The 25888-nt window shown below is 60.9% G+C and carries 28 protein-coding genes; 17 read left to right on the top strand and 11 right to left on the bottom strand.

Features of this window, described 5'->3' with window-relative positions:
* Positions 1-13 precede the first annotated feature (13 nt).
* Positions 14-382: a VOC family protein gene (locus CFBP4996_RS01705; RefSeq protein ID WP_080852607.1), complete on the bottom strand. Its 369-nt coding sequence runs from the start codon at positions 380-382 to the stop codon at positions 14-16.
* Positions 383-386: 4 nt separating this feature from the next.
* Positions 387-1910 (bottom strand): histidine--tRNA ligase, encoded by a 1524-nt coding sequence (gene hisS / locus CFBP4996_RS01700; RefSeq protein ID WP_080852608.1) that lies wholly within the window; start codon positions 1908-1910, stop codon positions 387-389.
* 156 nt (positions 1911-2066) lie between these two features.
* Between hisS and relB the strand changes: the two genes are divergently transcribed.
* The 5 genes from relB to copM are packed head-to-tail and all read left to right on the top strand — an operon-like array spanning position 2067 to position 4191.
* A complete protein-coding gene (gene relB, locus CFBP4996_RS01695; RefSeq protein WP_059760738.1) occupies positions 2067-2294 on the top strand; it encodes a type II toxin-antitoxin system RelB family antitoxin in 228 nt (75 codons plus the stop codon).
* The gene (locus tag CFBP4996_RS01690) at positions 2278-2535 is read left to right on the top strand and encodes a type II toxin-antitoxin system RelE family toxin (RefSeq protein WP_080852609.1); all 258 of its coding nucleotides are present in this window, start codon (positions 2278-2280) and stop codon (positions 2533-2535) included. Before relB ends, CFBP4996_RS01690 begins: the two co-directional genes overlap by 17 nt.
* A gap of 18 nt (positions 2536-2553) precedes the next feature.
* Positions 2554-3318, top strand: coding sequence for a hypothetical protein (locus CFBP4996_RS01685; RefSeq protein ID WP_080852610.1), 765 nt, complete (start codon positions 2554-2556; stop codon positions 3316-3318).
* Between the two features lie 41 nt (positions 3319-3359).
* The gene (locus CFBP4996_RS01680; RefSeq protein ID WP_279511025.1) at positions 3360-3758 is read left to right on the top strand and encodes a hypothetical protein; all 399 of its coding nucleotides are present in this window, start codon (positions 3360-3362) and stop codon (positions 3756-3758) included.
* Between the two features lie 58 nt (positions 3759-3816).
* Positions 3817-4191 carry a CopM family metallochaperone gene (gene copM, locus CFBP4996_RS01675; protein WP_035218719.1) on the top strand — a complete coding sequence of 125 codons (375 nt, stop codon included), beginning with the start codon at positions 3817-3819 and terminating at the stop codon, positions 4189-4191.
* 210 nt (positions 4192-4401) lie between these two features.
* Here copM and CFBP4996_RS01670 read toward each other — a convergent pair whose 3' ends face one another.
* Positions 4402-5319, bottom strand: a complete 918-nt coding sequence (locus CFBP4996_RS01670; protein WP_080852612.1) for a LysR substrate-binding domain-containing protein — start codon at positions 5317-5319, stop codon at positions 4402-4404.
* An 81-nt stretch (positions 5320-5400) separates the two neighbouring features.
* Between CFBP4996_RS01670 and CFBP4996_RS01665 the strand changes: the two genes are divergently transcribed.
* Positions 5401-6444 (top strand): YeiH family protein, encoded by a 1044-nt coding sequence (locus CFBP4996_RS01665; RefSeq protein ID WP_121490279.1) that lies wholly within the window; start codon positions 5401-5403, stop codon positions 6442-6444.
* A 15-nt stretch (positions 6445-6459) separates the two neighbouring features.
* Here the strand turns inward: CFBP4996_RS01665 and CFBP4996_RS01660 are convergent, their stop codons facing one another.
* Together CFBP4996_RS01660 and CFBP4996_RS01655 are read right to left on the bottom strand one after the other, a co-directional pair.
* Entirely contained in the window at positions 6460-6903 is a 444-nt protein-coding gene (locus tag CFBP4996_RS01660; protein WP_080852613.1) for a hypothetical protein, read from the bottom strand.
* Positions 6900-7529 (bottom strand): DNA-3-methyladenine glycosylase I, encoded by a 630-nt coding sequence (locus CFBP4996_RS01655; protein WP_080852614.1) that lies wholly within the window; start codon positions 7527-7529, stop codon positions 6900-6902. The genes CFBP4996_RS01660 and CFBP4996_RS01655 overlap by 4 nt, the downstream gene beginning before the upstream one ends.
* A gap of 236 nt (positions 7530-7765) precedes the next feature.
* On the opposite strand from CFBP4996_RS01655, the gene CFBP4996_RS01650 reads away from it, so the two are divergent.
* Both CFBP4996_RS01650 and CFBP4996_RS01645 read left to right on the top strand, forming a co-directional pair.
* Positions 7766-8542: a L,D-transpeptidase gene (locus CFBP4996_RS01650; RefSeq protein ID WP_078051213.1), complete on the top strand. Its 777-nt coding sequence runs from the start codon at positions 7766-7768 to the stop codon at positions 8540-8542.
* A gap of 263 nt (positions 8543-8805) precedes the next feature.
* Positions 8806-9465 carry an outer membrane beta-barrel protein gene (locus CFBP4996_RS01645; RefSeq protein ID WP_080852615.1) on the top strand — a complete coding sequence of 220 codons (660 nt, stop codon included), beginning with the start codon at positions 8806-8808 and terminating at the stop codon, positions 9463-9465.
* Between the two features lie 210 nt (positions 9466-9675).
* Here CFBP4996_RS01645 and glcF read toward each other — a convergent pair whose 3' ends face one another.
* From glcF to CFBP4996_RS01630, 3 genes are all read right to left on the bottom strand, one after another.
* Positions 9676-10977 carry a glycolate oxidase subunit GlcF gene (gene glcF, locus CFBP4996_RS01640; protein ID WP_080852617.1) on the bottom strand — a complete coding sequence of 434 codons (1302 nt, stop codon included), beginning with the start codon at positions 10975-10977 and terminating at the stop codon, positions 9676-9678.
* A 3-nt stretch (positions 10978-10980) separates the two neighbouring features.
* Positions 10981-12195 (bottom strand): FAD-binding protein, encoded by a 1215-nt coding sequence (locus CFBP4996_RS01635; RefSeq protein ID WP_080852618.1) that lies wholly within the window; start codon positions 12193-12195, stop codon positions 10981-10983.
* 241 nt (positions 12196-12436) lie between these two features.
* Positions 12437-13870 (bottom strand): FAD-binding oxidoreductase, encoded by a 1434-nt coding sequence (locus CFBP4996_RS01630; RefSeq protein WP_031234401.1) that lies wholly within the window; start codon positions 13868-13870, stop codon positions 12437-12439.
* 110 nt (positions 13871-13980) lie between these two features.
* Here CFBP4996_RS01630 and CFBP4996_RS01625 point away from each other — a divergent pair, with 110 nt between their 5' ends.
* The gene (locus tag CFBP4996_RS01625) at positions 13981-14880 is read left to right on the top strand and encodes a LysR family transcriptional regulator (RefSeq protein ID WP_080852619.1); all 900 of its coding nucleotides are present in this window, start codon (positions 13981-13983) and stop codon (positions 14878-14880) included.
* Between the two features lie 18 nt (positions 14881-14898).
* Here CFBP4996_RS01625 and CFBP4996_RS01620 read toward each other — a convergent pair whose 3' ends face one another.
* Both CFBP4996_RS01620 and CFBP4996_RS01615 read right to left on the bottom strand, forming a co-directional pair.
* Entirely contained in the window at positions 14899-16128 is a 1230-nt protein-coding gene (locus CFBP4996_RS01620) for a DUF3422 family protein (protein WP_233283553.1), read from the bottom strand.
* Positions 16050-16598: a hypothetical protein gene (locus tag CFBP4996_RS01615; protein WP_233283516.1), complete on the bottom strand. Its 549-nt coding sequence runs from the start codon at positions 16596-16598 to the stop codon at positions 16050-16052. The genes CFBP4996_RS01620 and CFBP4996_RS01615 overlap by 79 nt, the downstream gene beginning before the upstream one ends.
* Between CFBP4996_RS01615 and CFBP4996_RS01610 the strand changes: the two genes are divergently transcribed.
* From CFBP4996_RS01610 to CFBP4996_RS01580, 7 genes are all read left to right on the top strand, one after another.
* Positions 16573-17346, top strand: coding sequence for a FadR/GntR family transcriptional regulator (locus CFBP4996_RS01610; protein WP_080852620.1), 774 nt, complete (start codon positions 16573-16575; stop codon positions 17344-17346). The genes CFBP4996_RS01615 and CFBP4996_RS01610 overlap by 26 nt on opposite strands.
* Positions 17347-17449: 103 nt before the next feature.
* The gene (locus tag CFBP4996_RS01605; protein WP_162935926.1) at positions 17450-18796 is read left to right on the top strand and encodes a glycosyltransferase family 4 protein; all 1347 of its coding nucleotides are present in this window, start codon (positions 17450-17452) and stop codon (positions 18794-18796) included.
* On the top strand, positions 18793-19563 hold the full coding sequence (locus CFBP4996_RS01600; RefSeq protein ID WP_080852622.1) for an HAD family hydrolase: 771 nt from the start codon (positions 18793-18795) through the stop codon (positions 19561-19563). Before CFBP4996_RS01605 ends, CFBP4996_RS01600 begins: the two co-directional genes overlap by 4 nt.
* 273 nt (positions 19564-19836) lie before the next feature.
* Positions 19837-20277: an NUDIX hydrolase gene (locus tag CFBP4996_RS01595; protein ID WP_059760707.1), complete on the top strand. Its 441-nt coding sequence runs from the start codon at positions 19837-19839 to the stop codon at positions 20275-20277.
* A 162-nt stretch (positions 20278-20439) separates the two neighbouring features.
* The gene (locus tag CFBP4996_RS01590; RefSeq protein WP_004432803.1) at positions 20440-21945 is read left to right on the top strand and encodes an inorganic phosphate transporter; all 1506 of its coding nucleotides are present in this window, start codon (positions 20440-20442) and stop codon (positions 21943-21945) included.
* A gap of 17 nt (positions 21946-21962) precedes the next feature.
* Positions 21963-22700, top strand: a complete 738-nt coding sequence (locus CFBP4996_RS01585; RefSeq protein WP_162935927.1) for a 16S rRNA (uracil(1498)-N(3))-methyltransferase — start codon at positions 21963-21965, stop codon at positions 22698-22700.
* Positions 22701-22818: 118 nt separating this feature from the next.
* Positions 22819-24192, top strand: coding sequence for a glutamate--cysteine ligase (locus CFBP4996_RS01580; RefSeq protein ID WP_080852624.1), 1374 nt, complete (start codon positions 22819-22821; stop codon positions 24190-24192).
* Between the two features lie 223 nt (positions 24193-24415).
* Here CFBP4996_RS01580 and CFBP4996_RS01575 read toward each other — a convergent pair whose 3' ends face one another.
* Positions 24416-24709, bottom strand: a complete 294-nt coding sequence (locus CFBP4996_RS01575; protein ID WP_004432794.1) for a YjiS-like domain-containing protein — start codon at positions 24707-24709, stop codon at positions 24416-24418.
* Positions 24710-24912: 203 nt separating this feature from the next.
* Here CFBP4996_RS01575 and CFBP4996_RS01570 point away from each other — a divergent pair, with 203 nt between their 5' ends.
* Positions 24913-25863, top strand: a complete 951-nt coding sequence (locus CFBP4996_RS01570) for a LysR substrate-binding domain-containing protein (protein WP_004432791.1) — start codon at positions 24913-24915, stop codon at positions 25861-25863.
* Positions 25864-25888: the final 25 nt, after the last annotated feature.

Here is a 25888-nt window from a genome sequence, read left to right as displayed (position 1 = left end):
ACGGTACTTTTCGTCACGGTTCGAGCGGCTGCATCATTTCGATGCGGTTTCCGAAGGGATCATGGACATAAAACCGGTGATACCCTTCAAGCGGCTCATCCTCAACCACATGGCAGCCTGCTGTTTCAAGTGTTTTTCGCAAGGTTGCCATATCATCGACCAGAAAGGCCGGATGGGCTTTCTTCGCCGGGCGGAAATCCTGCTCGGCGCCGAGATGCAGTTTTATCGAACCCCGGCTGAACCAGCACCCGCCGCGCACGGCCAGATTGGCGGGCTTGGCCTGCTCCGCAAAGCCGAGCAGGCCGCCATAGAAAGAGCGCGCCTCATCTTCACGGCCCGCCGGCATCGCCAGTTGAACATGGTCGAGCGCGAGGATCGCCATCGCCTTAACGCCCTTCGGCGGCGCGGCGAACGTCCTCTGCCTGATGCTCCAGAATCTCGCGGACCTTCGCCACCAGATCCGCCTCCAGTACGGTGACCTGCGCCACACGCGCCTCGCGCCAGCTGGCATTGTCCTCGATCTCGCCGGACAGGCGCTTGCCTTCGATCAGATCCTTGATCTGCACTACACCTTCGGCGCGCTCGTCACCACCCTGGATGATGGCGATGGGGGAGCCGAGACGGTCGGCATATTTCAGCTGGTTCCCGAATTTCTTCCAGTTGCCCTGATACATTTCGGCGCGGATGCCCTCGGCGCGCAACGCCTGCGTGAAGCGCTGGTAACGGCCCATGCTTTGCACATCACCGTCCATGACGGTGATCAGGACAGGTGCGAGCGGCTTGACCTGACCGAGCTTGCCGAGGTTCTTCAGCGCCGTCATCAGGCGCGAAACGCCGATGGAGAAGCCTGTGGCCGGAACCGGCTGGCCCATGAAGCGCGAAACGAGGCCGTCATAACGGCCGCCGCCGCCGACAGAGCCGAATACGACCTTTTCACCCTTTTCATTGGTGACGTCGAAGCTCAGTTCGGCCTCATAGACGGGGCCGGTATAATATTCGAGGCCGCGAACGACCGAGGGGTCGATCTTGATGCGCGTCGCATCGTAACCGGCACTGGTGACCAGAGCGCCGATGATGTTCAGCTCCTCAACGCCTTCCTCACCTTTCGAGGTGCCCGCGACCAGTTTGGCCAGATCATCGGCGCTTGCCGCATAATCCTTGATACCGACGAAAAACAGCACCTTTTCGATCTGCTCCTCGCCAAGACCAGCACCCTTGGTGAAATCACCGGACTCATCCTTGCGGCCCGGGCCGAGCAGCAGCTTCACGCCTTCCGGACCGAACTTGTCGAGCTTGTCGATGGCGCGCAGCACGTTCAGCCGACGACCGGCATTGTCCTCGCCGCCGAGGCCGATGGCTTCCATGACGCCGTCGAGCACTTTGCGGTTGTTGACGCGGACGACATAGTCGCCGCGCTGAATTCCGAGCGCTTCCAGTGTATCGGCCATCATCATGCACATTTCGGCATCGGCCTGCACACCGGCGGCGCCCACCGTATCGGCATCGAACTGCATGAACTGCCGGAAGCGGCCGGGGCCGGGCTTTTCATTGCGGAAGACATAACCGGCGCGATAGGTGCGGTAGGGCAGCTGGATTTCGTTGAAATTTTCCGCGACATGGCGGGCGAGCGGCGCGGTCAGATCGTAGCGCAGGCTCATCCATTGGTCGTCATCGTCCTGCAGCGAAAACACGCCTTCGTTCGGACGGTCGCTATCGGGCAGGAACTTGCCGAGCGCGTCGGTATATTCGAACAGCGGGGTTTCCACCGGATCGAAACCGTAAAGCTCATAGACCCTGCGGATCTTCTCGATCATCTCATTGGTGGCATGAATATCGGCAACCGAGCGATCCACGAAGCCGCGCGGCAGGCGGGCTTTCAGTTTCTGAGGCTTTTTTGCTTTTTCGCTCATGGGGCCGATCCGATATTTTCCTGAAATCAAGCCGGTGTATTAGAGGATGAAGCCCGGTGCGGCAAGCCGCAAAGGCTCCGGTTTTACTGGCTCACGCAGCCAAGCGGGCTATATGGGATACATGTATCCCAATTCGGATCGGGAAGGACGCGACCCATGAGCAAACAGACGGCCATCCGCCTGCCTGATGAGACCTATGAGCGGCTGAAGGCGCTGTCCGAGCGCACCGGCCGCACATCCGCCTATTACATCCGCGAGGCGATCGAGAAACATATCGAGGATATGGAAGATCTCCATCTCGCCGAGGAAGCGACGCGGCGCATCCAGCGTGGAGAATCGAAGGTTGTAAGCGCCGAGGAGTTCTGGCGTGATCTGGACAATTGAATATCACGCGCTTGTCCAGAAAGAGATGCGCAAGATAAATCCGGAAACGCGCCAGCGAATCCGGAGTTTTCTGCACGAACGATTGGCGGCACTGGATGATCCACGCCAGACCGGCACCGCCCTGCAAGACTCCGAGCGTGGAAATTTCTGGCGCTACCGGGTGGGCGATTACCGCATCATCTGCGATATACAGGATCACAAGCTCGTCGTGCTGGTGGTCGAAATCGGCCATCGCCGTTAAATCTACCGTTAGGCATTCATGATCCTCGAAGCCCTGCAATATGCCGCCACGCGCGCGGTCACGCCGAAAGAATTCCGGCCGCATATCCATTATTCCGTGAACCTCTGGGCGCGCGCCAACCGCTGCGCCAAAGCCTGGGCGGAGCATGAAAACAACAGCCGGCAATTCGTGCTGCAATCGGCCCGAAAGCTGAAGCAGCGGCGAACGGCGGTCGTGCTGGGGTCTGGCCTGCTGCGCGATGTGCCCTATGATGCGCTGGTGGCGATGTTCGATACCGTCGTGCTGGTCGATCTGGTGCATCTCGCCAGCGTGCAGGCGAAGCTGCGCCTCAATGCCAAAAAGAATGTCCGCATCGCCAACCGCGATCTTTCCGGCTTTGACGATGTTCTTGCCGGCCGGCCGGCGGAACCGCTCGATTTCCTGCGGCGGGTGCCCTATCTCGATCTCGTGGTATCGGCCAATCTCCTGTCACAGATCGGCACCGGCGCACGCCACCGGCTGGAGCGGGAAAAGATCGCAAATGCCCCGGGCGATCTTCTGCCGAAGCTCATTCACACCCATCTGGAAGCGCTGGCTGGCCTGCCCTGCAAGGCCTGCCTGATAACGGACACCTCCTTCGACGTCATCGGCAAAGACGGCAACCTGCACCAGCACGAAGACCTGCTGCATGGCATCGTTCCTCCTGCCCCCGCCGCCGCATGGGAATGGCCGCTCGCCCCGTTTGGCGAGGAAAGCAGGGATTACCGCATCGTGCATCACGTCATCGCGTGTGAACTGACCTGATCGTCATGCTTATTCCATAATTCCAGCGGTAAATTCACGCCATGTCCCAGGTGGTCCGTACATTGATGTTTCTTGCCTGCCTGCTATACGGCGCAATGCCGGCGCAGATGGCGATGAGCATGCCGATGGCCACGGGCATGGCAGCTTCCTCGCAGTCGCCGATGAAACATGACGATGTCCATTCGCATCGAGCCACGGATCGGGACCAAGTGTCTCAGGCGCATGCGGAAAATGGGGCTCATGGAGCGGGCACGGGCGGTTGCTGCCCGCATGGTGGCGATGCCGCACATCCCGGTTCCTGCGCCGCCTGCCTGATCGTGGTTCCGCGAACGATCTTCGCCGATAGCGGCCGGATGGCATTCGCCTATCCGAAGCCGCAGCGCGGCATCGTCTTTGACGGCAAGGCTTCCGCGCCGCCGCTGCCGCCTCCCCGCGCCTGACCCCAGATTTTTTCAGACCCATCTTCGAAAAATCCGTCAGACACAGGAAGGATAATCCATGTCTATCAAGACCATCACGCTCGCCGCCGCTTTCGCAACCGTCTTCGCCATGCCGCTTTTCGCACAGGAAGCGGGCGGCCATGCCGGACACGACATGTCAAAAGGCACTATGAGCGACAGCGCTTCCACCAAGGCCTTCATGGAAGCCAGCAAGAAAATGCATGGCGATATGGCCATCGATTATAGCGGCGATGCCGATGTCGATTTCGTGCGCGGCATGATCCCACACCATCAGGGCGCAATCGATATGGCCAAGGTGCAGCTGGAATACGGCAAGGACCCGGAAATCCGCAAGCTGGCCGAAGAGGTCATCAAGGCGCAGGAAGGCGAGATCGCCATGATGAAGGCCTGGCTGAAGTCCAAGGGCAAGTGATTGATGCTGACGGAGGCGGAACGCCGGTTGCGGCGCTCCCCTTTCTTCTCCCCGCCGGGGAGAAGGTGGCCCGAATGGTCGGATGAGGGGGGCAAGCTCTCGGTCTATCTCTACCCTCGCCCCCTCATCCCGCTGCCGCGGACTTCTCCCCCTCGGGGAGAAGAAACAAGCGGCGGCCTTCCCATGCCAACGGTGCCACTCGCAACTCTGCTACAACCCCGCGAGACCGGACTTGTAGTCCTCCGAGGCCGCACGGCTGAGGCGCTCCAATTCCATGGCCGCCCGGCTGGTATGGCGCTCCTTGTGACGCAGCAAAGCGAAGTTTCGGGCAGGCAGATCGATGCCGGCACGGACCAGCAGCCCCTGCCGCAGAAACAGCGAGGCGACGGAGGCGGAAACTGCCGTAGCCGCACCGCCGGAGCGTGCCGCCATCACCACCGCCTCGTTGGACGGCAGTTCGAGCATGACCGAAAGCTCGCCGGGGTCCACGCCCATCTGCCGCACCGCCGCCTCGAAGGCGGAGCGGGTGCCGGAGCCCTGTTCGCGCAGAACCCATGAGGTGCCGTAGAGCATATCGAGCGCGGTGAGATAACGGCCATCCGCGAAAGGATGCGCCGAACCGGTGACGACCAGCAGCTTGTCTGACACGACGGGCTGCACCATCAAAGCCGGCTCATCGATCCTGCCTTCGATGAAACCAACCTCGGCCAGACCGTCGAGCACGGCCTGGGTAACCGTCTTGGTATTCCCGATATCGAGCCGCACGGTCACGCCCGGATAAAGTTTTTTGAACTGCATCAGGATCGGCGGCAGCCAGTAGCTTGCAATGGTCTGGCTGGCGCAGACGGTAATTTCGCCGCGCGTCAGCCCGCCCATTTCGGAGAGAATTAATTCCGCATTGCGCACACGCGCCAGCGTCGCCTTCGCTTCACCCAGAAACGCCCGGCCGCTTTCGGTCAACTCGATGTTGCGGCCAACCCGGTGAAAAAGCTCGACATTGTAAAAGGCCTCGAGATTCTTGATGGCGGAGCTGACGGCGGAGGCGGTCAAACCGATGGCTTCGGCGGCCCTTGTGAGGTGCTCCCGTTCGGCAACGGCGATGAAAATGCGGAGCTGTTCGAAGGTCATGGCTTTTCATTCGATTTTATCGAATAATATATGCCATATTATTTGATAGAATAAAACAGGCCGCTGCGGCATTGTCTGGCCATGGCACAACATCGCACCCTCGCTCATCCCTTTCAGTTCTCGCTTCGCTGGCTCACCCCGCTTCTACCGGGCATTCTCATCTGCGCGGCGGTCAGCTGCGCCGCCATTCTGGCGGAGCGCTTTCAGGTGCGGCTTGCAGGTCATGCATGGCTCGGCGATCTCGTGCTCGCCATTCTGATCGGCACGCTGCTACGCTCACTGGTGTCTCTGCCCGCGGTCGCCTCAGCCGGCATCAAATTCAGCGCCAAGACCCTGCTCGAAATTGCAGTGGCGCTTCTCGGCGCATCCTTGAGCCTTTCCATCCTCAAAGGTGCCGGCGGTTTGCTGATCGGCGGCATTGCGCTGATCGTCGCGCTGTCGCTGATCGTCAGCTATGCCGCCGGGCGGATGCTTGGTCTGCCGCCCAAGCTTGCGACGCTGATCGCCTGCGGCAACTCCATCTGCGGCAATTCTGCCATCGCCGCTGCCGCGCCCGCCATCGGCGCCAAGCCGGAAGATGTCGCCGCCTCGATTGCCTTTACCGCGGTTCTCGGCGTCGCCGCCGTGCTGCTGATGCCGTTTCTGCCGCAGCTTCTGGGTCTCGACGCCACCCAATATGGCATTTTCGCCGGCCTGACGGTCTATGCCGTGCCGCAGGTTCTGGCCGCAACCGCCCCGCTCGGCGCAATCGCCGTGCAGACTGGCACTATCGTCAAGCTCATCCGTGTGCTGATGCTGGGACCTGTGATCGCCGCCCTCTCCGTCATCCATGGCCAGTCCGGCACGGAGCGCCTGAGATTGCAGCAGATGGTTCCGTGGTTCATCATCGCCTTCGTGCTGATGATCATGGCCCGGTCCTTCGGCCTCATTCCCGAGGCTCTGATCGGCCCTGTCGCCTCACTCTCCAACATTCTCACCATCATGTCGATGGCGGCGCTGGGCCTTTCGGTCGATATTCGCAGCCTTCGCCATGCCGGCGGCAAGGTCATCGTCGCCGCCAGCCTGTCGCTGGTGCTGCTGGGCGTTCTGAGCTTCGGCCTGATTGTGCTGACCCAGGCGGCTTAAACAAAAGGCGGGCTGTTATTTCCCGGTGCTGACCGTCAGCGTGTAATGTGCGCCAAGACCGCGGCGCGGCGATCCCAGGATGAGCGTCGGGCGGATCAGCCATTCCGTATCCGCCTTCGGCGTCAGGGTTGCGACCTTGCCTTCGGAATCGCTGAAGAAGATCGCGTCCTCATCCGGCGTCGAAAAATCGAAGACCGCCATCAGCACGAATTCGCTGGAGGCGGCAAGCTCGATCTTCACCGTCTGCCCGGCCTTCACCTTCAGGCGATAGACATCGCCGCGCCCGCGCCGTGTCCAGCCGTCAAGCTTCAGCGGCCCGGCTGGCGGCAGCGCCACCTGCTTCAGCCTTTCGCCGTCATCGAGCCAGATACCGTCGACATTGCGGCCCTCCGCGAAGGAAGCATGCGGCACGGCGGCCACGGCCATGGTGAGAGCCAGAAGAAGGGAGATTACCTTCATGGACGTACAAACTCCCGCCGCATGGCCTCTATCGGCTGGCGGCAATGACAGCCTTCGATATGGTCGTTGACCATACCCATGGCCTGCATGAATGCATAGACGGTCGTCGGGCCGACGAAACTCCAGCCCCGCTTCTTCAGGTCCTTCGAAAGACGGATGGAGGCGGCGCTGGTGGGGTTGGCCCTTAACGTCGCATAGTCCAGCTTTTGCGGCCTTTCTGCGGCGGCCGGTTCGAAACCCCAGAAATAACGGGCGAGCGAACCGAATTCATCGCGCAACTCCATGGCGCGGCGGGCATTGTTGATGGTCGAGACGATCTTGCCGCGATGGCGGATGATGCCCTTGTCGGCCAGGCAACGCTCGATATCGGCCTCACCGAATTCCGCCACTTTTTCGAATTCGAAATTGGCGAAAGCGAGACGGAACGCCTCGCGCTTGCGCAGAACCGTCAGCCAGGAAAGGCCGGACTGGAAACCTTCCAGACAGATCTTCTCGAAAAGGCGGCGATCGTCGGTGACCGGATAACCCCATTCCTCGTCGTGATAACGGCTGTAATCCGCAAGCCCCTGCTGCCAGAAACACCGCACAAGGCCATCCGCGCCCGTTTCAAGTCCCGCTTCATTCATTCCGCAACCACCCTTTTCCGCTCCCGCCCGTGACCGGTTCAGACCGGGCACTTACCACTCATTCACCACGTTTCAAAACCGGGTGCTAACCTTAAATCCAGCTTTCCCTAATCAAGCGCTTTTTAATGAACAGCCATTTACGATTCGCTGGCGTCAAGGTGCGAACGTGTCCGGCAAAGCGGGCGAACAGTCCCGCAAATCCATAGTTGCGACATCCCGCAGAGAGAGTCCACCCGATGACGATGAAGTCCGTTTTTCTGGCGCTGAGCCTCGTTTCCACCTTTGCCGCCCCGGCCGCCATGGCCAATGAGCGTTATCGCGAGCGCCCGCCCGTCGTCGTCAGCCCGGACCTTTCGGCCCCCTGGGTCACCCAGCTCGGCGGTCGCGGCAATGTGCGGCCCGTGGTTTATCCGCGCGCGCCTGCCGCACGCCAGCCGTTCTTCCAGCAGCGCCAGGCCGCCATGCCGCAGCGCCCCAGCTCCGGCGTCACATCGCAGCGCCCGGCCCGGGTGCAGAATGCCGCCGTCCGCCCCAACGCGCCGGTGCGCACCCAGATCGCGCCGCAATTCCTGCCGCAGATCGTCACCTATCCGACCGATGAGAAACCCGGCACCATCGTCATCGATACGCCGAACCGCTTCCTCTATCTCGTTCTCGCGGATGGCAAGGCCCGGCGGTACGGCGTCGGCGTCGGCAAGCCCGGTTTCGAATGGGCCGGCACCCACAAGGTAACCCGCAAGGCGGAATGGCCGAGCTGGACCCCGCCGAAGGAAATGATCAGCCGCGAGGCGAGGAAGGGACACTACCTGCCGGCCTTCATGGAAGGCGGCCCGGCGAACCCGATGGGCGCGCGCGCCATGTATCTCGGCTCGACGCTTTATCGCATCCACGGCACCAACCAGCCGTGGACGATCGGCAGCAACAATTCCTCCGGCTGCATCCGCATGCGCAACGAGGATGTCACCGATCTTTACGAGCGCGTCAACGTCGGAACGAAGGTCATTGTGATATGACAGCAACGGTTCAGCCTTTCCGGCCGCTTCAGGGCCGGTGTGGCGGCATATCCGCTTGAATTGCCGCCTTGCGGCGGTACAATCCGGCTCACTTCATTGGAATGAAACTTGGCGGGGGACGCCAGGAGCCGGACCTCTCTCAGGGGGATGATGGAACGGCCTTAAAACGGGTGGTCAACTGACCGCCCGTTTTTCGTTTCTGTCATTCAAATGTTATCAAAAAACGGTTTGGTGAATTACTGATATCAATCTGGATTCACTTCATGCCGCGCCATAGTTTATTTGTTTGCGCCCTGCTGTTCAGCGGCGTTTCCTTCTCTGCCGCAATCGCGGGCGAATTTGAAATTTCCGGTTATGGCGGCTGGCAAAGCGCGCCGCACAGCGATGTGAAGGTTTCCGATGGGCCGGATTTCCGGGCCGGATGGGAAGGCAAGTCGTTTTCCAATCCGCCCTATTGGGGCGTGCGCGGCACCTACTGGTTCGATGAGGGCCAGCTGCGGAATTTCGGCATCTCGCTCGATTTCACCCATGACAAGGTCTATGCCGACGACCAGACGCTTGCCCGCTCGGGCTGGTCGCATTTCGAATTCACCGACGGCCTGAACCTTCTGACGCTCAACGCGCTCTACCGTTTTCCGCTGGAATCGCTGCCGATCACCCCTTATGTGGGCGCCGGCGTCGGCATCAACGTGCCGCATGTGGAAGTATATCGCCCGTCAGGCAAGACCTTCGAATACCAGTTCGGCGGCGCAACCCTGCAGGCGCAGGCCGGCCTCAGCTACCGCATCACCGACAACTGGTCGACCTTCGTGGAATATAAGGGCACCTACTCCTTCGTCGACGTCGATATCGACAATGGCGGCTCGTTGAAGACCGATATCATTACCAATGCGGTGAATTTCGGCGTGGCGTATAAGTTCTAACTCTCTTCCCTCATTCCTGTGCTTGTCACAGGAATCCAGCCGACGTGCGTCTGCACGGCGGGGAGAGTCTCTTCAGCCCAAGGACTTGGGCTGGCTGGATCCCTGTGACAAGCACAGGGATGAGGAGGGGACAAAGAAAACCCTCACGACCCAATCTTTGCGGCACACGTTGTGGCGTGCTTGATCAGTGCGTTATGAAACCACCACGCTCTAAACCGAAAGCCTCGCCGGTTTCGGCCCGCCATAGGCCCAGTCCAGCAGCTCCACCGTGTGCAGGATAGGCATATCCGTGCCGGTTCCGATCTGCGTGATGCAGCCGATATTGCCGGTGGCGATGACATCCGCCCGGGTGGCCTCGATATTCTTCACCTTGCGCGCCTTGAGTCTGGCGGAAATCTCCGGCTGCAGGATGTTGTAGGTTCCGGCCGAGCCGCAGCAGAGATGCCCTTCCGCCGGATCGCGCACGGTAAAACCCGCCGCCTTCAGGAGTTGTTTCGGCGCAAGCGTGATCTTCTGGCCATGCTGCATGGAGCAAGCGGAATGATAGGCGACCGTCAGACCCTGGCTTTGCCCTTGCGGCAGATCGAGGGTGGCGAGATATTCGGTGATGTCCTTTGCGAGCGTCGAAACCCGCGCGGCTTTTTCGGCATAGGCCGGATCGAGCCGCAGCATGTGGCCGTAGTCCTTGATGGTGGTGCCGCAGCCGGAAGCGGTGATGATAATGGCGTCGAGACCGCCACTTTCCATCTCGCGCGTCCAGACATCGACATTGCGCCTTGCCGAGGCGAGCGCCTCTTCCTCGCGCCCCATATGATGCACCAGCGAACCGCAGCAGCCCTCCCCCTTCGGCACGACGACCTCGATGCCGAGCCGCGCCAGCAGGCGCAACGTCGCCTCGTTGATACCGGGATCGAGCACCGGCTGAGCGCAGCCGGTGAGGATCGCAACGCGCCCACGCTTCTCGCCTTCGGCCGGCCGCTCTCCCGGACGGGCTGACGCGGAGGCCGCAGGCACGGCGGCGGGAGCGAGAGCGAGCATGGATTGCAGCGGCGTCAGCGCCGGAACTTTGGCAAGCAGACCGGAGAAAGGCCGCGCCAGCCGGGCCAGATGCAGGGCCAGCCGGAAACGGGCGGGATGGGGCAGGACGGCAACCAGAAGATTGCGGATCAGCCGATCCATGAAGGGGCGCTTGTAGGTCTGTTCGATATGGGCGCGGGCATGATCGACCAGATGCATGTAATCCACGCCGGAGGGACAGGTGGTGGTGCAGGCAAGGCAGGAAAGACAGCGGTCGATATGGGTGACGACCTCGCGGTCTGCCGGGCGGCTGTTTTCCAGCATATCCTTGATGAGGTAGATGCGGCCCCGCGGGCTGTCCAGCTCGTTGCCGAGCGTGACATAGGTGGGACAGGTGGCGGTGCAGAAGCCGCAATGCACACATTTGCGCAGGATTTTTTCGGATTCCGCCACATGCGGATCGGCCAGTTGTTCGGGCGTGAAGGATGTTTGCATGGTTCAGACGGCCCTTTCCATCGTTACGGCCATCTTGCCGGGATTGAAGATGCCCGCCGGATCGAGCTTCTCCCTGATACGCGCAGAAAGCAGCGCTTCCGCCGCTGGGCGCGGCTCGAAGGCAGCAACCTTAGCGCGCACCGCATCGCTTGCCCTCACCAAAGTTGCGTGGCCGCCGCCGAGCGCCCGGATCGCGCCGCGCAGCAAATCCGCCTCGGGATCCGCCTCCATCTGCATCCAGACGAGGCCGCCCTGCCAGTCGTAAAAGGCGTCGATGCCCGCTTCCATGCGCAGCGCCGCGACAAGCTGATGACCCACCGAAGGCGCGACCGATACTTTCCACAAAGGCTTTGCCGCCTGTCCGGCATAGGGCGCGACATCGCGCACCTGCCGCCATAAAAGCCTGCTTTCCTCACCCTCCAGCAGCGCCCACGGCCCGACCCGGTCCATGACGGAAAGGAGTTTGGCCGTGCGCGCCTCCACCGAGGCGGAGAGCCCTTCCAGCCGCAGGATAGTCGCCGGGCCGTCCGGCAATCCGCCATCGATGAAACGGGAACGAACGCTTTCCGGCAGATGCGCCGCGCCGGAAACCTCGACGCTCATCGCCATCGCCGCCGCCATGATGCGCGTCGCCGCTTCATCGTCGAGACCGGAAACGACCACGGTTTTTTCCGCAGGCGGTTTCGGCAGCACGCGGAAGGTGACTTCGGTGAGGAAACCGAGCGTGCCGAAAGACCCGGCGAGGAATTTCGACAGATCGAGCCCGGTGACATTCTTCATCACCCGGCCGCCGGCCTTTATGACCTCACCGCTGCCATTGACGAAACGGATACCCAGCAGGCTGTCACGAGCCGCACCGGCCACATAACGGCGAGGGCCGGAAACATTGGCGGCGAAGACGCCGCCAATGGTCGGTTCACCTTCGGTGCCCATGATCGGGCGGTGATCCATCGGCTCGAAGGCCATCATCTGGCGGTTTTCAGTGAGAGCCGCTTCGACGGTGGCGAGCGGGGTGCCGGCCTTGACGGTCATCACCATTTCGGCGGGCAGGTAGGAGACGATGCCGTTCATGGCGCGGGAAGAGAGTGCTTCATCTGCTGCGACAGCATTGCCGAAACCGGAGCGGGTGTTGCCGCCGATGATTTTCAGCGCAGCTTTTCGGGCGGCGTGGTCGCGGATGATGTCGGCGACCTGGGTTTCTGCGTAGGGGGTCAGCATGGGGCGGCGGGCTCCGGGCATGGGACAGCGACGTTTGCGCGAGGGATACCCCCCTCTGCCCTGCCGGGCATCTCCCCCACAAGGGGGGAGATCGGCAAGAGGCTGGCGCATCGTTTCAATCGCACCGTTCGAGAATTGAGCGGGAAGTCGCGGCGAGTCGATCTCCCCCCTTGAGGGGGAGATGCCCGGCAGGGCAGAGGGGGGTAAACCACACCCACCATCGTCACAAAACTTACACCCATCATCCCCTCCCCTCCAGCGGAAACACCTTGGAAGGGTTCATCAGCCAGCCCTCATCGAAAGCCGCGCGCACCGCCATCTGCTGGGCAAGATCGGCCTCGCCATACTGGTGGCGCATCAAATCCCGTTTTTCGATGCCCACACCATGTTCGCCGGTCAGACAGCCGCCGGCATCGACGCAGAGCTTCAATATTTCATTGCCTGCCTCTTCAGCGCGGGCCGCATCCTCCGGATCGTTGGCGTTGAACAGGATAAGCGGGTGCATGTTGCCATCGCCGGCATGGAAGACATTGGCGACGCGCAGGCCGAGGCGGTCGGTGATTTCGCTCGTCTTTTTCAGCACATAAGAAAGCTGGGAGAGCGGCACGGTGCCATCCATGCAGATATAATCAGCGATGCGGCCGGTTGCGCCGAAGGCGGATTTGCGGCCTTTCCAGATCGCCGCCGCCTCCATGGCCGACTGGCATTCCTTCACCGTCTTCACGCCATGTTTTCGGGCAATCGCCACGATGTCGGCCAGCATGGCGTCCATTTCCGCCTCGGAGCCTTCGACCTCGACAATCAGCAGCGCGCCGACATCCAGCGGATAGCCCGCTTTGGCAAAAGCCTCGCAAATTTCGATGGCTGGCTTGTCCATGAATTCGATGGCGACCGGGATGATGCCCGCGCCGATAATATCGGCCACGCAGGAGCCGGCCTCCTCCGACGTCTCGAAGCCGAACAGCACCGGTCGCGCACCTTCCGGCCTGGCGATCAGCCGCACCGTCGCTTCCGTCACGATACCGAGCTGGCCTTCCGAGCCGCAGACGAGGGCGAGCAGATCGTAGCCGGCGGCATCGAGGTGCTTGCCGCCCAGCTCCAGCACTGTGCCATCCACCAGCACCATTTTCACGCCAAGCAGATTATTGGTGGTGACGCCGTATTTCAGGCAATGCGCGCCGCCGGAATTCATGCCGATATTGCCGCCGATGGTGCAGGCAAGCTGCGAGCTGGGGTCCGGTGCATAAAAGAAACCTTCCGCGCCGGCCGCATCGGAAATGGAAAGATTGGTGACGCCCGCCTGCACCCGCGCCGTACGGTTATAAAAATCCAGTTCGAGGATCGAAGCCATCTTGGAAAGGCCGATCACCACCGCATCCTCCTGCGGGATCGCGCCGCCCGACAGGGAGGTGCCGGCGCCGCGCGGCACGACCGGAATACCGTAACGGTGGCAATATTTCATCACCGCCGCCACTTCTTCCGTCGTTTTCGGCAACGCCACGGCCAGCGGCAGGCGGCGATAGGAAACGAAGGCATCGGTTTCGAAAGGCACAAGTTCGCGCGGTTCGTGCACAAGACAGTCCGCCGGCAAAATATCCTTGAGGTCCGCTATGATGCGGTCGCGGCCTGCGACGACTTTCGCGCGCGGCTCCAGAAACTTGATCGGCTGCGTCACCGCCCCTCCTCCATGCCATCTCACCAACTGGTATTCTTTCTTTACCACTTTGAAACGACGCAATCAAATGTTATGGATTTTTTCCATTCCGGAAACAATCGAGGGCAACTATGACAAATCTGGGCGATCTAGAAGTCTTCGCAAGCGTTGCCGCCTCCGGCAGCATGTCGCTGGCCGCAAGGGAGCTTGGTTATTCGCCCGCCGTCATTTCCAAGCGCATCAAGCGGCTGGAAGAAAAGCTCGGCGCGCGGCTTTTCCAGCGCACCACACGGCAAATCTCGCTGACCGAAGCGGGACAGGGCTTTTACGAGCGGGTGCTTGCCGTGCTGGAAGGGCTGGAGGAGGCCGAGGATTTCGTGTCCGGCCGGGCCAACACCGTCAACGGCACGCTGAAGGTTTCCGCGCCGACCTCCTTCGGGCGCATGCATATCGCGCCGCATCTGAAGGGTTTCATGGAGCGGCATCCTGATCTTTCGGTCAATCTGGTGCTGAGCGACGAATTCATCGACATCATCGAGGGTGGTTACGATCTGGCCATCCGTATCGCCGATCTCAATTCCTCCAGCCTCGTGGCTCGCAGGCTGGCGCCAGTGCGCCGCGTACTCTGCGCTTCGGCGGAATACGTTGCTACCCATGGTATGCCCGCGACAATCGAGGATTTGAAAAAGCACCGCTGCCTGCCGGCTCATAATAACGATGTCTGGCGGCTGGAAGGACCGGGCGGCGCGATGAGCATTCGCCCGGAAGGGATGCTCATTACCAATTCCAGCGAGGTGATCCGCGAGGCGGTGATATCGGGGCTCGGCATTGCGCTGCGCTCCACCTGGGATATCAGCCATGAATTGCGCAGCGGCAAGCTGGTGCAGGTTCTGCCGGGTTATGAGGGATCACGAAACGTCACTCTCTCGGCGGTTTATCCGAGCCGGCAGTTCCTGCCTGCGAAAGTGCGGCTGTTCATCGATTATCTGGCCGGGCTCTATGGGCCTTCACCCTATTGGGAGCAGGGTTGAGGGAAATGGTATTACCCCTCAGTGCCCGCCCTCGGCATGGGAGCGGCGGATGCGGCGCACCACCCACCAGACGCCGAGAACCGCGAAAGGAACGGAGATGCCCGTGACGACGGCAGGGTCGAGCGGCAGCACATCATGGCTGATCGCCTTGGTGAGATAACCGATCAGACCGACGACATAATAGGAGATGGCGGCGACCGAGAGGCCTTCGACCGTCTGCTGCAGGCGAAGCTGCATGGCGGCGCGCTTGTTCATCGTGTTCAAGAGCACCGTATTCTGCCGTTCCAGCTCCACGTCGATCCAGCTTCGGACGAGCGCCGTGGCGCGATAGAGCTTGCGCGACAGGTTGGCCTGCCGCTCCTCCACCGACTGGCAGGTGCGCATGGCCGGCGCCATGCGCCGTTCCAGAAAGCTGCCCATGGTCTCGTGGCCCTGCACCGGGGTTTCCGCAAGCGCCCGGATGCGTTCGCGCACGATGCCGTCATAAGCGCGGCTGGCGCCGAAACGATAGAGGCTGAGCGCGGCATTCGCTTCCAGTTCGGCCGCAAGCCGGGTCATTTCCGCCAGCAGCGCATCGGCCTCGTCGCGCGCGCCGTTTTTCATGCGCTGGGTAATACCCGTCAAACCATCTTCGATGCGGCGGATTTCCGGCGAGAGCGTCTGCGCCATCGGCAGACCGAGCATGGCAAGGGTGCGATAGGTCTCGATATCCAACAGCCGCTGCACCAGCGCGCCGCGGCTGTAATCGCTCAAGCCCCGGTCGATCACCAATATCTGCGTCAGCCCGTCGCGATCCTGCCGGAAATCGGTGAGGATCGCCGCCTGACCGTCGCGCACGTCGCTGTGACAGAGGCTGGTCGGCTCGAAGATCGTCTCCGCCTGAGACGCCACGCCATTTTCCGGGCGGATTTCCAGCCGCACGCCCGAGATCAGCGAGCCGGGCGGCGAAAAGCCGTCGCCGAAGGGATCGCCGGCAATCTCGCCGCCAAATTTTTCCGGCGCGGGGCCATCCCAGAACCAGGTCGAGAATTCAGTATGCCGCTCCCAGCGCAAGGTCCCCTGCCCCCAGGGCATGGCATGGTGGCGGGCATCGCGCTCCGGCGGCGCAACACCGCGGCTGCGCGACATTTCCGCGATGACCGAGTGGTGCACGGCCGAACCGCCATCCATCATGAAGGCGAGCTGGACGATGATGCGCGAGGGTGCGAGAAGCACCGTCGGCCGCGCATGAACCTCCCCGAGCGCCAGCGATCTTTCCGGCGCGCTTGCGAAAGCAAATCTACCCTTGGCCATTGCAATATCGTCCCCGCCTGTTGCGCCGGTTTCATTAGAGCATTTCCAGGAAAAGTGGACCCCGGTTTTCCGTCCGGAAATGCGCTAAAATAAAGAGTTAGAGTGTTTTCGCGATTCGAAGAAAAGCGAAAAAACTTTAAAACATCGATCACGATGAAAACACCGCAATCGAAGCCGCTGTCATTGTTTTGATCCACCTGGCGGAAAAATCCGCCATCGTCACCCTGTCCTGCTGCTGCTGCTTTAACAAAAGCCAATTCGAAATGGCAGATGCCGTGTTGCCGCAGGCATGGCACGGATGAGGCGTGGAACTGGATAGAATATTTGACCAGTGCGATGCTTCGCTGATAATTTGCCCCCATCGAAATACGGGGCGGGATTTCGCCGGAGACTTCTGCGATGGACGAAACGCTTTTTGCGCGCATCGAGCACAGCCGCACATCGCAGGAGGTGATCTTACGTTTCGAGGAACTGATTCTCGACGGTATATTGCGCGATGGCGACAGGCTGCCCGGCGAGCGCGAACTGGCGCAACGCCTCGATGTCTCGCGGCCTATCCTGCGGGAAGCGCTGAAGGAGCTTGAGACCCGCGGCCTTCTTACCAGCCGGCATGGCGGCGGCACCTACGTCGCCGATATTGTCGGCCCGGTCTTTTCCGATCCCTTGAGCGCGCTGATCACCCGCCACAGCCGGGCGACACGGGATTTCCTCGAATATCGCCGCTATATCGAAGGCATGACCGCCGAACTTGCCGCACAGCGGGCGACGGAACCGGACAGGCACAACCTCGCCGCCATCGTGGACAGAATGCGGGAAGCGCATGAGGCGGGCCGTTTCGAAGAGGAGCTTGCGGGCGATGTGGAATTTCACAACGCCATTGGCGAGGCGGCGCATAATATCGTGCTGATGCACACGTTGCGCTCCTGCTATCGGCTTCTGAGCGACGACATCTTCTACAATCGCCATCTCATCTTCACTATCGCGGGCGCCCATGACGAGGTGCTGAGACAGCATATCGCCATCCACGATGCGATTGCCGCCGGCGATCCGGCCGCGGCAAGGGCGGCGGCGGAGGCCCATATCGACTTCATCGTGGAGACGACAACCAAGGCCCACCAGGCGCGGGAATGGGACCGGATTTCGCGCCTGAGGCAGCAGCAGCGCAGCAGCTGAAAACGCCCTCCGGCGAAATGCGGCACCCGGTTTTTTCATGTTTTGATGGAACCTTTTGTGCTCTTTGGTCTTTTTATCGGGTTAATTGGAAAAATTTACCAAGATGGGACCCATGACGACCACGAGCGAAACTGAACGCTATCCGCGGATAGCTCTCATATCGACGCATGGCTATGTCGCCGCGCACCCGCCGCTGGGTGCTGCGGACACCGGTGGACAGGTGGTTTATGTGCTTGAGCTTGCACGCAAACTCGGCCAGCTCGGTTATACTGTCGATCTTTACACCCGCCGCTTCGAAGACCAGCCGGAATTCGATGAGGTTGATGAGCGCGTCCGCGTGGTGCGCGTTCCCTGCGGCGGGCGGGATTTCATTCCCAAGGAATATCTGCACCGCCACCTGATGGAATGGTGCGAAAATGCGCTGCGTTTCATCAAGAAAAACGACCTGAATTATTCTTTCATCAACAGCCATTATTGGGATGCGGGCGTCGCCGGGCAGCGGCTGTCCGAAGCACTGAAAATCCCGCATCTGCACACGCCGCATTCGCTCGGCATCTGGAAAAAGCGCCAGATGGAGACAGACTATCCGGAAAAGGCCGATACGTTCGAACTGGAATTCAACTTCAGGGAACGTATCCAGCACGAGCTTATCATCTATCGCAGTTGCGATATGGTGATCGCCACGACGCCGGTGCAGCTCGACGTTCTGATCGAGGATTACGGTCTGAAGCGCAAGCACATCCACATGATCCCGCCGGGTTATGACGACAACCGTTTCTTCCCGGTTTCCGATGCGACGCGGCAGATGATCCGGCAGCGTTTCGGTTTCGAGGGCAAGACGGTGCTGGCGCTCGGACGCCTTGCGACCAACAAGGGTTATGACCTGCTGATCGACGGTTTCTCCGTGCTTGCCGAGCGCGAACCGGAAGCCCGGCTGCATCTGGCCGTCGGCGGCGAGAATATGGACGAGCAGGAAACCACGATCCTCAACCAACTGAAGGAGCGGGTTAAAGCGCTCGGTCTGGAAGACAAGGTGGCCTTTTCCGGTTACGTCACGGACGAGGATCTGCCGGACATCTATCGCGCCGCCGATCTCTTCGTTCTCTCAAGCCGCTATGAACCCTTCGGTATGACAGCGATCGAGGCGATGGCGAGCGGTACGCCCACCGTCGTCACCACCCATGGCGGGTTGTTCCGGGCCATCAGCTATGGCCGCCATGCGCTGTTTGCCGATCCTTTCGACAAGGAAGACCTCGGCATCACCATGATGAAGCCGTTCAAACATGAGCGGCTTTACGGTCGGCTTTCGCGCATGGGGGCGCACAAGGCGCGCAGCCTGTTCACATGGACCGGCATTGCCCAGCAGCTTCTCGCCCTTGTGGAAGGCAGGACCATGATGCCGGTTCTGGAAGAAGCCGATTGGGCCGAACCATGGAACGACGGCGATTGAGACCGCTTCGCCTTTTTTCCACCGATCTCGACGGAACCGTCGTCGGCGATAACGACGCCACGCGCCGGTTCCGTGATTTCTGGCACTCGTTGCCGGAGGGTCAACGTCCCCTTCTGGTTTTCAACAGCGGCAGGCTGATCGACGACCAGCTTGCGCTTCTCGAAGAGGTGCCGCTGCCGCAGCCGGACTACATCATCGGCGGGGTCGGCACCATGCTTCACGCGAAAGAGCGCAGCGAACTCGAAAGCGCCTATAAAACTTCTCTCGGAACCGGTTTCGATCCGCAGAGGATCGGTGACGTGATGGCCGGCGTGCCGGGCGTGACGATGCAGGAGGAGCGCTATCAGCACGGCCTTAAATCCAGTTGGTTCCTGCATGGTGCTGATGATGCCGCGCTTGGCGAGATCGAAGCAGCGCTTGTGGCCGCCGATATCGATGCCCGCATCGTCTATTCCAGCGACCGCGATCTCGACATATTGCCGAAGGCCGCTGACAAGGGTGCCGCGCTTGCATGGTTATGTGGACAATTGCGCATCGGCCTCGACGAATCAGCGGTCGCGGGCGATACTGGCAACGATCGGGCGATGTTCGAATTGAATGATATTCGCGGCGTGATCGTGGGCAATGCATTGCCGGAGCTTGTCTCACTGGCGGGTCTCGACAATCGTTTTTTCCAGGCGCGTGCGACGGAAGCCGACGGCGTTATCGAAGGCCTCCGGCATTGGGGATTAAATCCCGACAGACGCAATACCGGCAATTATTCATAGCGGTTTTGCGTTTCAGGACGTGAAAGCAGACAGAGACGGTATTGCCGCAATCGGCTGTTTGGCCGGGAAGCCGCCCGGTCGAAGCCCTGTTCGCACATCTTCCGCATTTTCCGGGCTTACAGGCTTCATCCGCATGAAGACAGTAGTGGGTTATGGGTCATGAGGGATTGGCGGAATTTACGGGATATCTATATTAGCAATTATCATTAGCGGGCAAAGAAGGACCTATTCGGATTGAAGATTTTGAATCGATTGGCGACAGATGTTGGCTTGATGTTGCGCAGACCGCCGCGACAGCAATATGCGGCGCTGTGCTATCGATTGTCCAAGAAGAATCCGGAGCCGGAAGTATTGCTGCTGACCAGCCGGGATACGGGACGCTGGGTCATTCCCAAGGGCTGGCCCATGGCCAACAAGAAGGCCCATGCGGTGGCCGAGCAGGAAGCCTATGAGGAAGCCGGTGTCAGAGGCACGGTGGAAAAGGCGCCCTTCGGTTATTACGAATACGAGAAAAAGCTGAACAGCGGCGTCAACGTGCCGTGCAGGGTTCAGGTGCATCTGCTCGAAGTTTCGGAGATGCAGGAAAGCTTTCCCGAAAAACAATCCAGACGGCTGGAATGGGTCAGCCCCCAGGAGGCGGGAAAACGCGTCAACGAGCCGGAATTGAAAGCGCTGATGCTCGCTTTCGACAAACGGATGACGCATTCGAAATAGCGCGCCCGCCCCGAACGTGGCAATGTGCAGTTTGTTTTTCCAACATGGCTTTTATCGTCTTTCCTTTTGGAAAGATGTGCGAGATGTAACAGTCTTTCTGTAAAATTGCCTTCAACCTGCGACACTGCCGGACGAAAGGGAATGCTGGCAAACGAGGTCTGAATGGCAATCAAGCCGCCATCGAATATGAAACCGACGCTCGACAAGGATCTCGACAAGATTACCCGTGTCGAAGAGGCGACGCTGCATGTCACGCAGCAGCTTGCCGGCCTTGGCGCGGGGTTCATGTTCGTTGTCCTGGCGGCCATCTTCGCCGGCGTCTTCGTCACCGGCACCGCGGGCTCGGTCATCATCATCGCCGCCGTCGCCATCGGCGCCTATATGGCGATCAATATCGGCGCGAACGACGTTACGAACAATGTCGGCCCGGCGGTTGGGGCCAAAGCCATGCCGCTTGCCGCCGCCCTCATCGTCGCCGCCATCTGCGAGATTGCCGGCGCGCTGATCACCGGCGGCAATGTGGTCGAGACCATTTCCAGCGGCATCATCAACATCGAGACCATTCCCGACAGGACCGCCTTTTCATGGGCGATGCTGTCGGCGCTTCTCGCCGCCGGCCTTCTCGTCAATATCTCGACATGGACGAAGGCACCGATTTCCACCACCCATACGGTGGTGGGCGGGGTTGCGGGTGCGGGAATGGCCGCCTATGGGGCGAAGGCGGTCGACTGGCTTTCGCTCGGCAGCATTGCCTTCGCATGGGTACTGGCGCCCTTCATCAGCGCCATCATCGCCGTCGCCATCCTTGCTTTCATCAAGGAATTCATCATCTACCGCGAGGACAAGCTTACCTCCGCCCGGCTGTGGGTTCCGGTTCTCATCGGTTTGATGGCGGGCGTCTTCACGGCCTATCTTATCTGGGTCGGATTGCGGCAGCTCATGCATGTGTCGCTTGGCCATGCTAGCCTCACAGGGCTGGTGACCGGGCTCGTGGTCTGGCGGCTCTGCGTGCCGATCATCCGCAAACAATCGGAAGGATTGGAAAACCGCAACCAGTCGCTTCGAATCCTGTTCCAGTGGCCGCTGGTTCTCGCCGCCGGCCTGATGTCCTTCGCCCATGGGGCGAATGACGTTTCGAACGCCATCGGGCCAGTCGTTGCCATCGTGCGGGCCCTGCATGACGAGGCGGTGAGCACGTCCGCCCGCGCACCGATGTGGGTGATGCTGGTCGGCGCCTTCGGGCTTTCCTGCGGTATTCTTCTTTATGGCCCGCGCCTTATCCGCCTCGTCGGTGAGCAGATCACCAAGCTCAATCCGATGCGCGCCTTCTGCGTTTCCGTGGCCACGGCGCTCACCGTGCTCGTTGCCTCACGCTTCGGCCTGCCGGTCAGCACCACCCACACGGCAATCGGCGCGGTGTTCGGCGTCGGTTTCTTCCGCGAATGGTACACGCAATCGTCGCGGCGGCGGCAGGAGCTCGTTCAGGCTGGTGACGGCAGGCCCCGCCGGTCCGAAAGATATGCCGACAATCCTTCCGAGATACGCCGCCGTTATCTCGTCCGCCGCTCCCACTTCATGACGATCATCGCCGCCTGGCTGGTCACCGTTCCCTCCAGTGCAGCGCTTGCGGCGCTGCTTTACTGGCTCATGTCCTCCCTCTTTCTCTGAACCTGAAACAGAATCCCATGCGCGCCAATTTCCGGATGCAACGCCTGTATATCGAAGCCAGCCTTGCCGAAGGCGTCGCGCAGGAGGCGACGGGCGAACAGTTCAATTATCTCGCCAACGTGCTGCGCATGGCCGACGGTGCGGAAATCCTGCTGTTCAACGGTCGCGATGGCGAATGGAAAGCGAAACTTGCCTTTCCGAGCCGCAAGAAGATCGTGCTCGTCCCCCTCGAGCAGACACGGCCCCAGCCGAACGCCCCGGACCTGCATTATCTTTTTGCGCCGCTGAAAGTCGGGCGCATGGATTATCTGGTACAAAAGGCGGTGGAGATGGGCGCCGGCCTGTTGCAGCCGGTGATGACGCAGCATGTTCAGGGCAAGATTCACAACACCGAAAAACTGCGCGCCAACGCCATCGAAGCCGCCGAGCAGTGCGGCATACTGTCTCTGCCCGAGGTGGCCCAGCCGGTGAAACTGAAGGACATGCTCGAGAGCTGGCCCCACGACAGGCGCATCATCTATTGCGACGAAGGCGATGCGGGGCAAAATCCGCTGCCGATCCTGCAAGCCGTCACGGAGCGCAAACTTGCCCTGCTAGTCGGCCCGGAAGGCGGATTTTCCGAGGAAGAAAGGGAGCTTCTGCGCAGCCTTGCTTTCGTTACCGCCATTCCGCTCGGGCCGCGTATCCTGAGGGCCGATACGGCCGCCGTCGCCGCGCTCGCGGTCATTCAGGCGGCGATCGGCGACTGGAATTGAATGGCCCCATTGCGCTTCATGCATCTTTAAAAGAAATTCATTTGCCTCCGGATACGATCCGGCCCTATCTGCCAATCATATGCCTCGCCGCAACAGAGACGTCATAACAAGGTAAGCCATGGCACGCGACACGACCGACCAGACCCCCCTCTCCTCCGTCACGGAGCTTACAGATTATCTGGCGGGCGGTTGCAAAGCTGAAGCCGACTTCCGCATCGGCACCGAACATGAAAAATTCGCGTTTTTCCGCGAGGATAACAGTCCCGTTCCCTATTTCGGCGAAGCCAGCATTTCCGCGCTTTTGAAGGGCATGCAGGAAAAGCTCGGCTGGGAGCCGATCATGGACGGCGGAAACATCATCGGCCTTGGCGAGCAGCACGGCATGGGCGCCATCTCCATCGAGCCGGGCGGCCAGTTCGAACTATCGGGCGCGCCGCTCGAAAACCTGCACCAGACTTGCAAGGAATCCAACCAGCATCTGGCGACGCTGCGCGAAGTGGCCGAGCCGATGGGCATCCGTTTCCTCGGCATCGGCGGCAGCCCGCTGTGGAGCTACGACGAAACGCCGCGCATGCCGAAATCGCGTTACGCGATCATGACGCGCTATATGCCGAAGGTCGGGACCAAGGGTCTCGACATGATGTACCGCACCTGCACCATTCAGGTTAATCTCGATTTCTCCTCCGAAGCGGACATGCGCCGGAAGATGCGCGTTTCCATGAAGCTGCAATCGCTGGCGACAGCGCTCTTCGCCTCCTCGCCCTTCACCGAAGGCAAGCCGAACGGTCTTCTTTCGTGGCGCGGCGATATCTGGCGCGACACCGACAATCGCCGCTCGGGCGTGCTGCCCTTCACCTTCAGCGATGACTTCGGCTTCAAGGACTATGTGGAATGGGCGCTCGACGTGCCGATGTATTTCATCGTGCGCGACGGCAAATATCATGATTGCACCCATGTCACCTTCCGCCAGTTCATGAACGGGGCGCTGAAGGGTGAAATCGCCGACTGGCAGCCGACCATGGGCGACTGGACGAACCATCTTTCCACCCTGTTCCCGGATGTGCGCCTGAAGCGCTTTCTGGAAATGCGCGGTGCGGATGGCGGCCCGTGGAGACGCATCTGCGCCCTTCCCGCTTTCTGGGTCGGCCTTCTTTACGATGACGAGGCGCTGACCGCTGCCGATGCGCTGACCGCCGGCTGGAGCTTCGACGAGGTCATCGCCCTTCGCAATGCCGTTCCGGCCAAGGGTCTTTCCGCCGAGATCGCCGGCAAGCCGCTTCTCGGTCTCGCCCGCCAGGTGCTCGACATTTCCCGCACCGGCCTCAAAAACCGCAAGCGCCTGAACGGCGAAGGTCAGGACGAAACCGTGTTCCTGTCGTCGCTGGATGAAGTTCTTGCCAAGAAGACCACGCTCGCCGAAGACCTGCTTGCGCTTTACAACGGTCGCTGGGGCGGCTCCGTGCTGCCGGTGTTCGAAGAATATCAGTATTGAGGCAGTGCCGCTAAAATTGCGCCGCCATTAAAAAAGCCCGGCGCGGCCGAGGGGCCTGACACCGGGCAAAGGCAGGGCTATTGGCAAATCACCCTGCGGGGAAAACTTTTCCGTTCGAAAGCAATTCCGGCGGCTGGAGGTCTGCCGGAATTGCCCGAACATTCTGGAACGTTTTGGCGCATTTCCGGACGGAAAACCGGGGTCCACTTTTCCTGGAAATGCTTTAAACGGTCTTGAACCGGGTCACCGCGCGGTTGCGTGCGGCGCGGGTCAGATGGGCGGTCGGATCCTCGAGCAGGCCGGTATTGAGCGCATCCCTCACATCCGAGCGCGCCAGACCGATATCGGCCAGAAGGCGGTCATCAAGTTCCGTGAGACCATTGGCCACGATACGATTGTAGATGCGCTGCAAGAACGTTTTGACGCGGAAAGCAAAGAGGCCGGCGACACGACGAAGCGTATCGTTCTGCCTGGAGGTTGCGAGTTCCAGTTCCATTCTCCGTTCTGCCGTGCGCATGACACTTATCCTTTCGTAACGGCACGATGCGGCACCGCCCCCGGCGCACCACGCGCGAGAAGCTGCCTCGGGTTGGGGGCCTGACATTTTGCCGGCCCGGGGTTGATATTGATTTGCTGGGTGTCAAAATGTCGCAAGACTATTGATCAGTCCAACGAATGTTTCTAATGTGAGGCATCAATCATTCTGATGGATGGCCATCCATGTCCGCACCTCTCGACATAGACCAGCTGCATACCTTCATCGCCATCGTCGATACGGGCAGCTTCACCAAGGCCGCAGACCGCGTTTTCAAGACGCAATCCGCCGTTTCCATGCAGATGCGACGGCTGGAAGAACGGATCGGCAAGCAGCTTTTCGCCAAGGACGGGCGCGGCAACCGCCTGACGGCGGAGGGTGAAAAGCTGATGAATTACGCCCGCCGCATCATCCGCCTCAATAATGAGGCGATCGCCGCCTTCGACGACAACCGGCTGGAGGGCATGCTGCGCATCGGCACACCCGATGACTATGCCGACCGCTACATGCCGGAGATTATCGGGCGCTTCGCCAAGACCCATCCCAATGTCGAGCTTTATATCGTCTGCGAACCTTCGGTCAGCCTCGCCGAAAAAATGGCGCGCGGCGAGCTGGATATCGCGCTCGTCACCCATAATCCGCGCGCGCGCTCCTCGGATGTGGTGCGCACCGAGCCGCTCTGCTGGGTCGCTTCCGCCAACCATCCGCTGAAGGACGATGCACCCGTGCCGCTCGCCGTTGGGCGGCGCGATTGCCACTGGCGCCAGCTTGCCTGTTCGGCGCTCGACGCCGATGGGCGGGACTATCAGGTCCTGTTCACGAGCTGGTCTTCCACCGTGGTCGCCGCCGCCGTTCTGGCGGGCATGGCCGTCTCGGTGCTGCCGGAATCGGCGCTGCGCACCGGCATGAAGGTTCTGACCGCCGCGGACGGCTTCCCGCCCCTGCCGCCAGTGCAGATCGGCCTGATGAAACGGCCGGGCCTCTCCCCCTCGCTGGTGAACGCCATCACCGACCACATCACCGCCTGCCTCGACAATATTTCGCCGATGAGCGTTGCCGACGAAATGGACAGCGATGTGAAGACCTACCCCAAGATGCCGCGCCTGCGCGCCGGGCACATGCTGCCGGGGTGGTAAGAGGATAGTACAAATCCCGGGGATG

It is taken from the genome of Agrobacterium leguminum, assembly GCF_005144435.2.
Taxonomy (GTDB): Bacteria; Pseudomonadota; Alphaproteobacteria; order Rhizobiales; family Rhizobiaceae; genus Agrobacterium; species Agrobacterium leguminum.
Note: the sequence above shows the minus strand (reverse complement) of the source record. Positions and strands in the feature narration are given on the sequence as shown.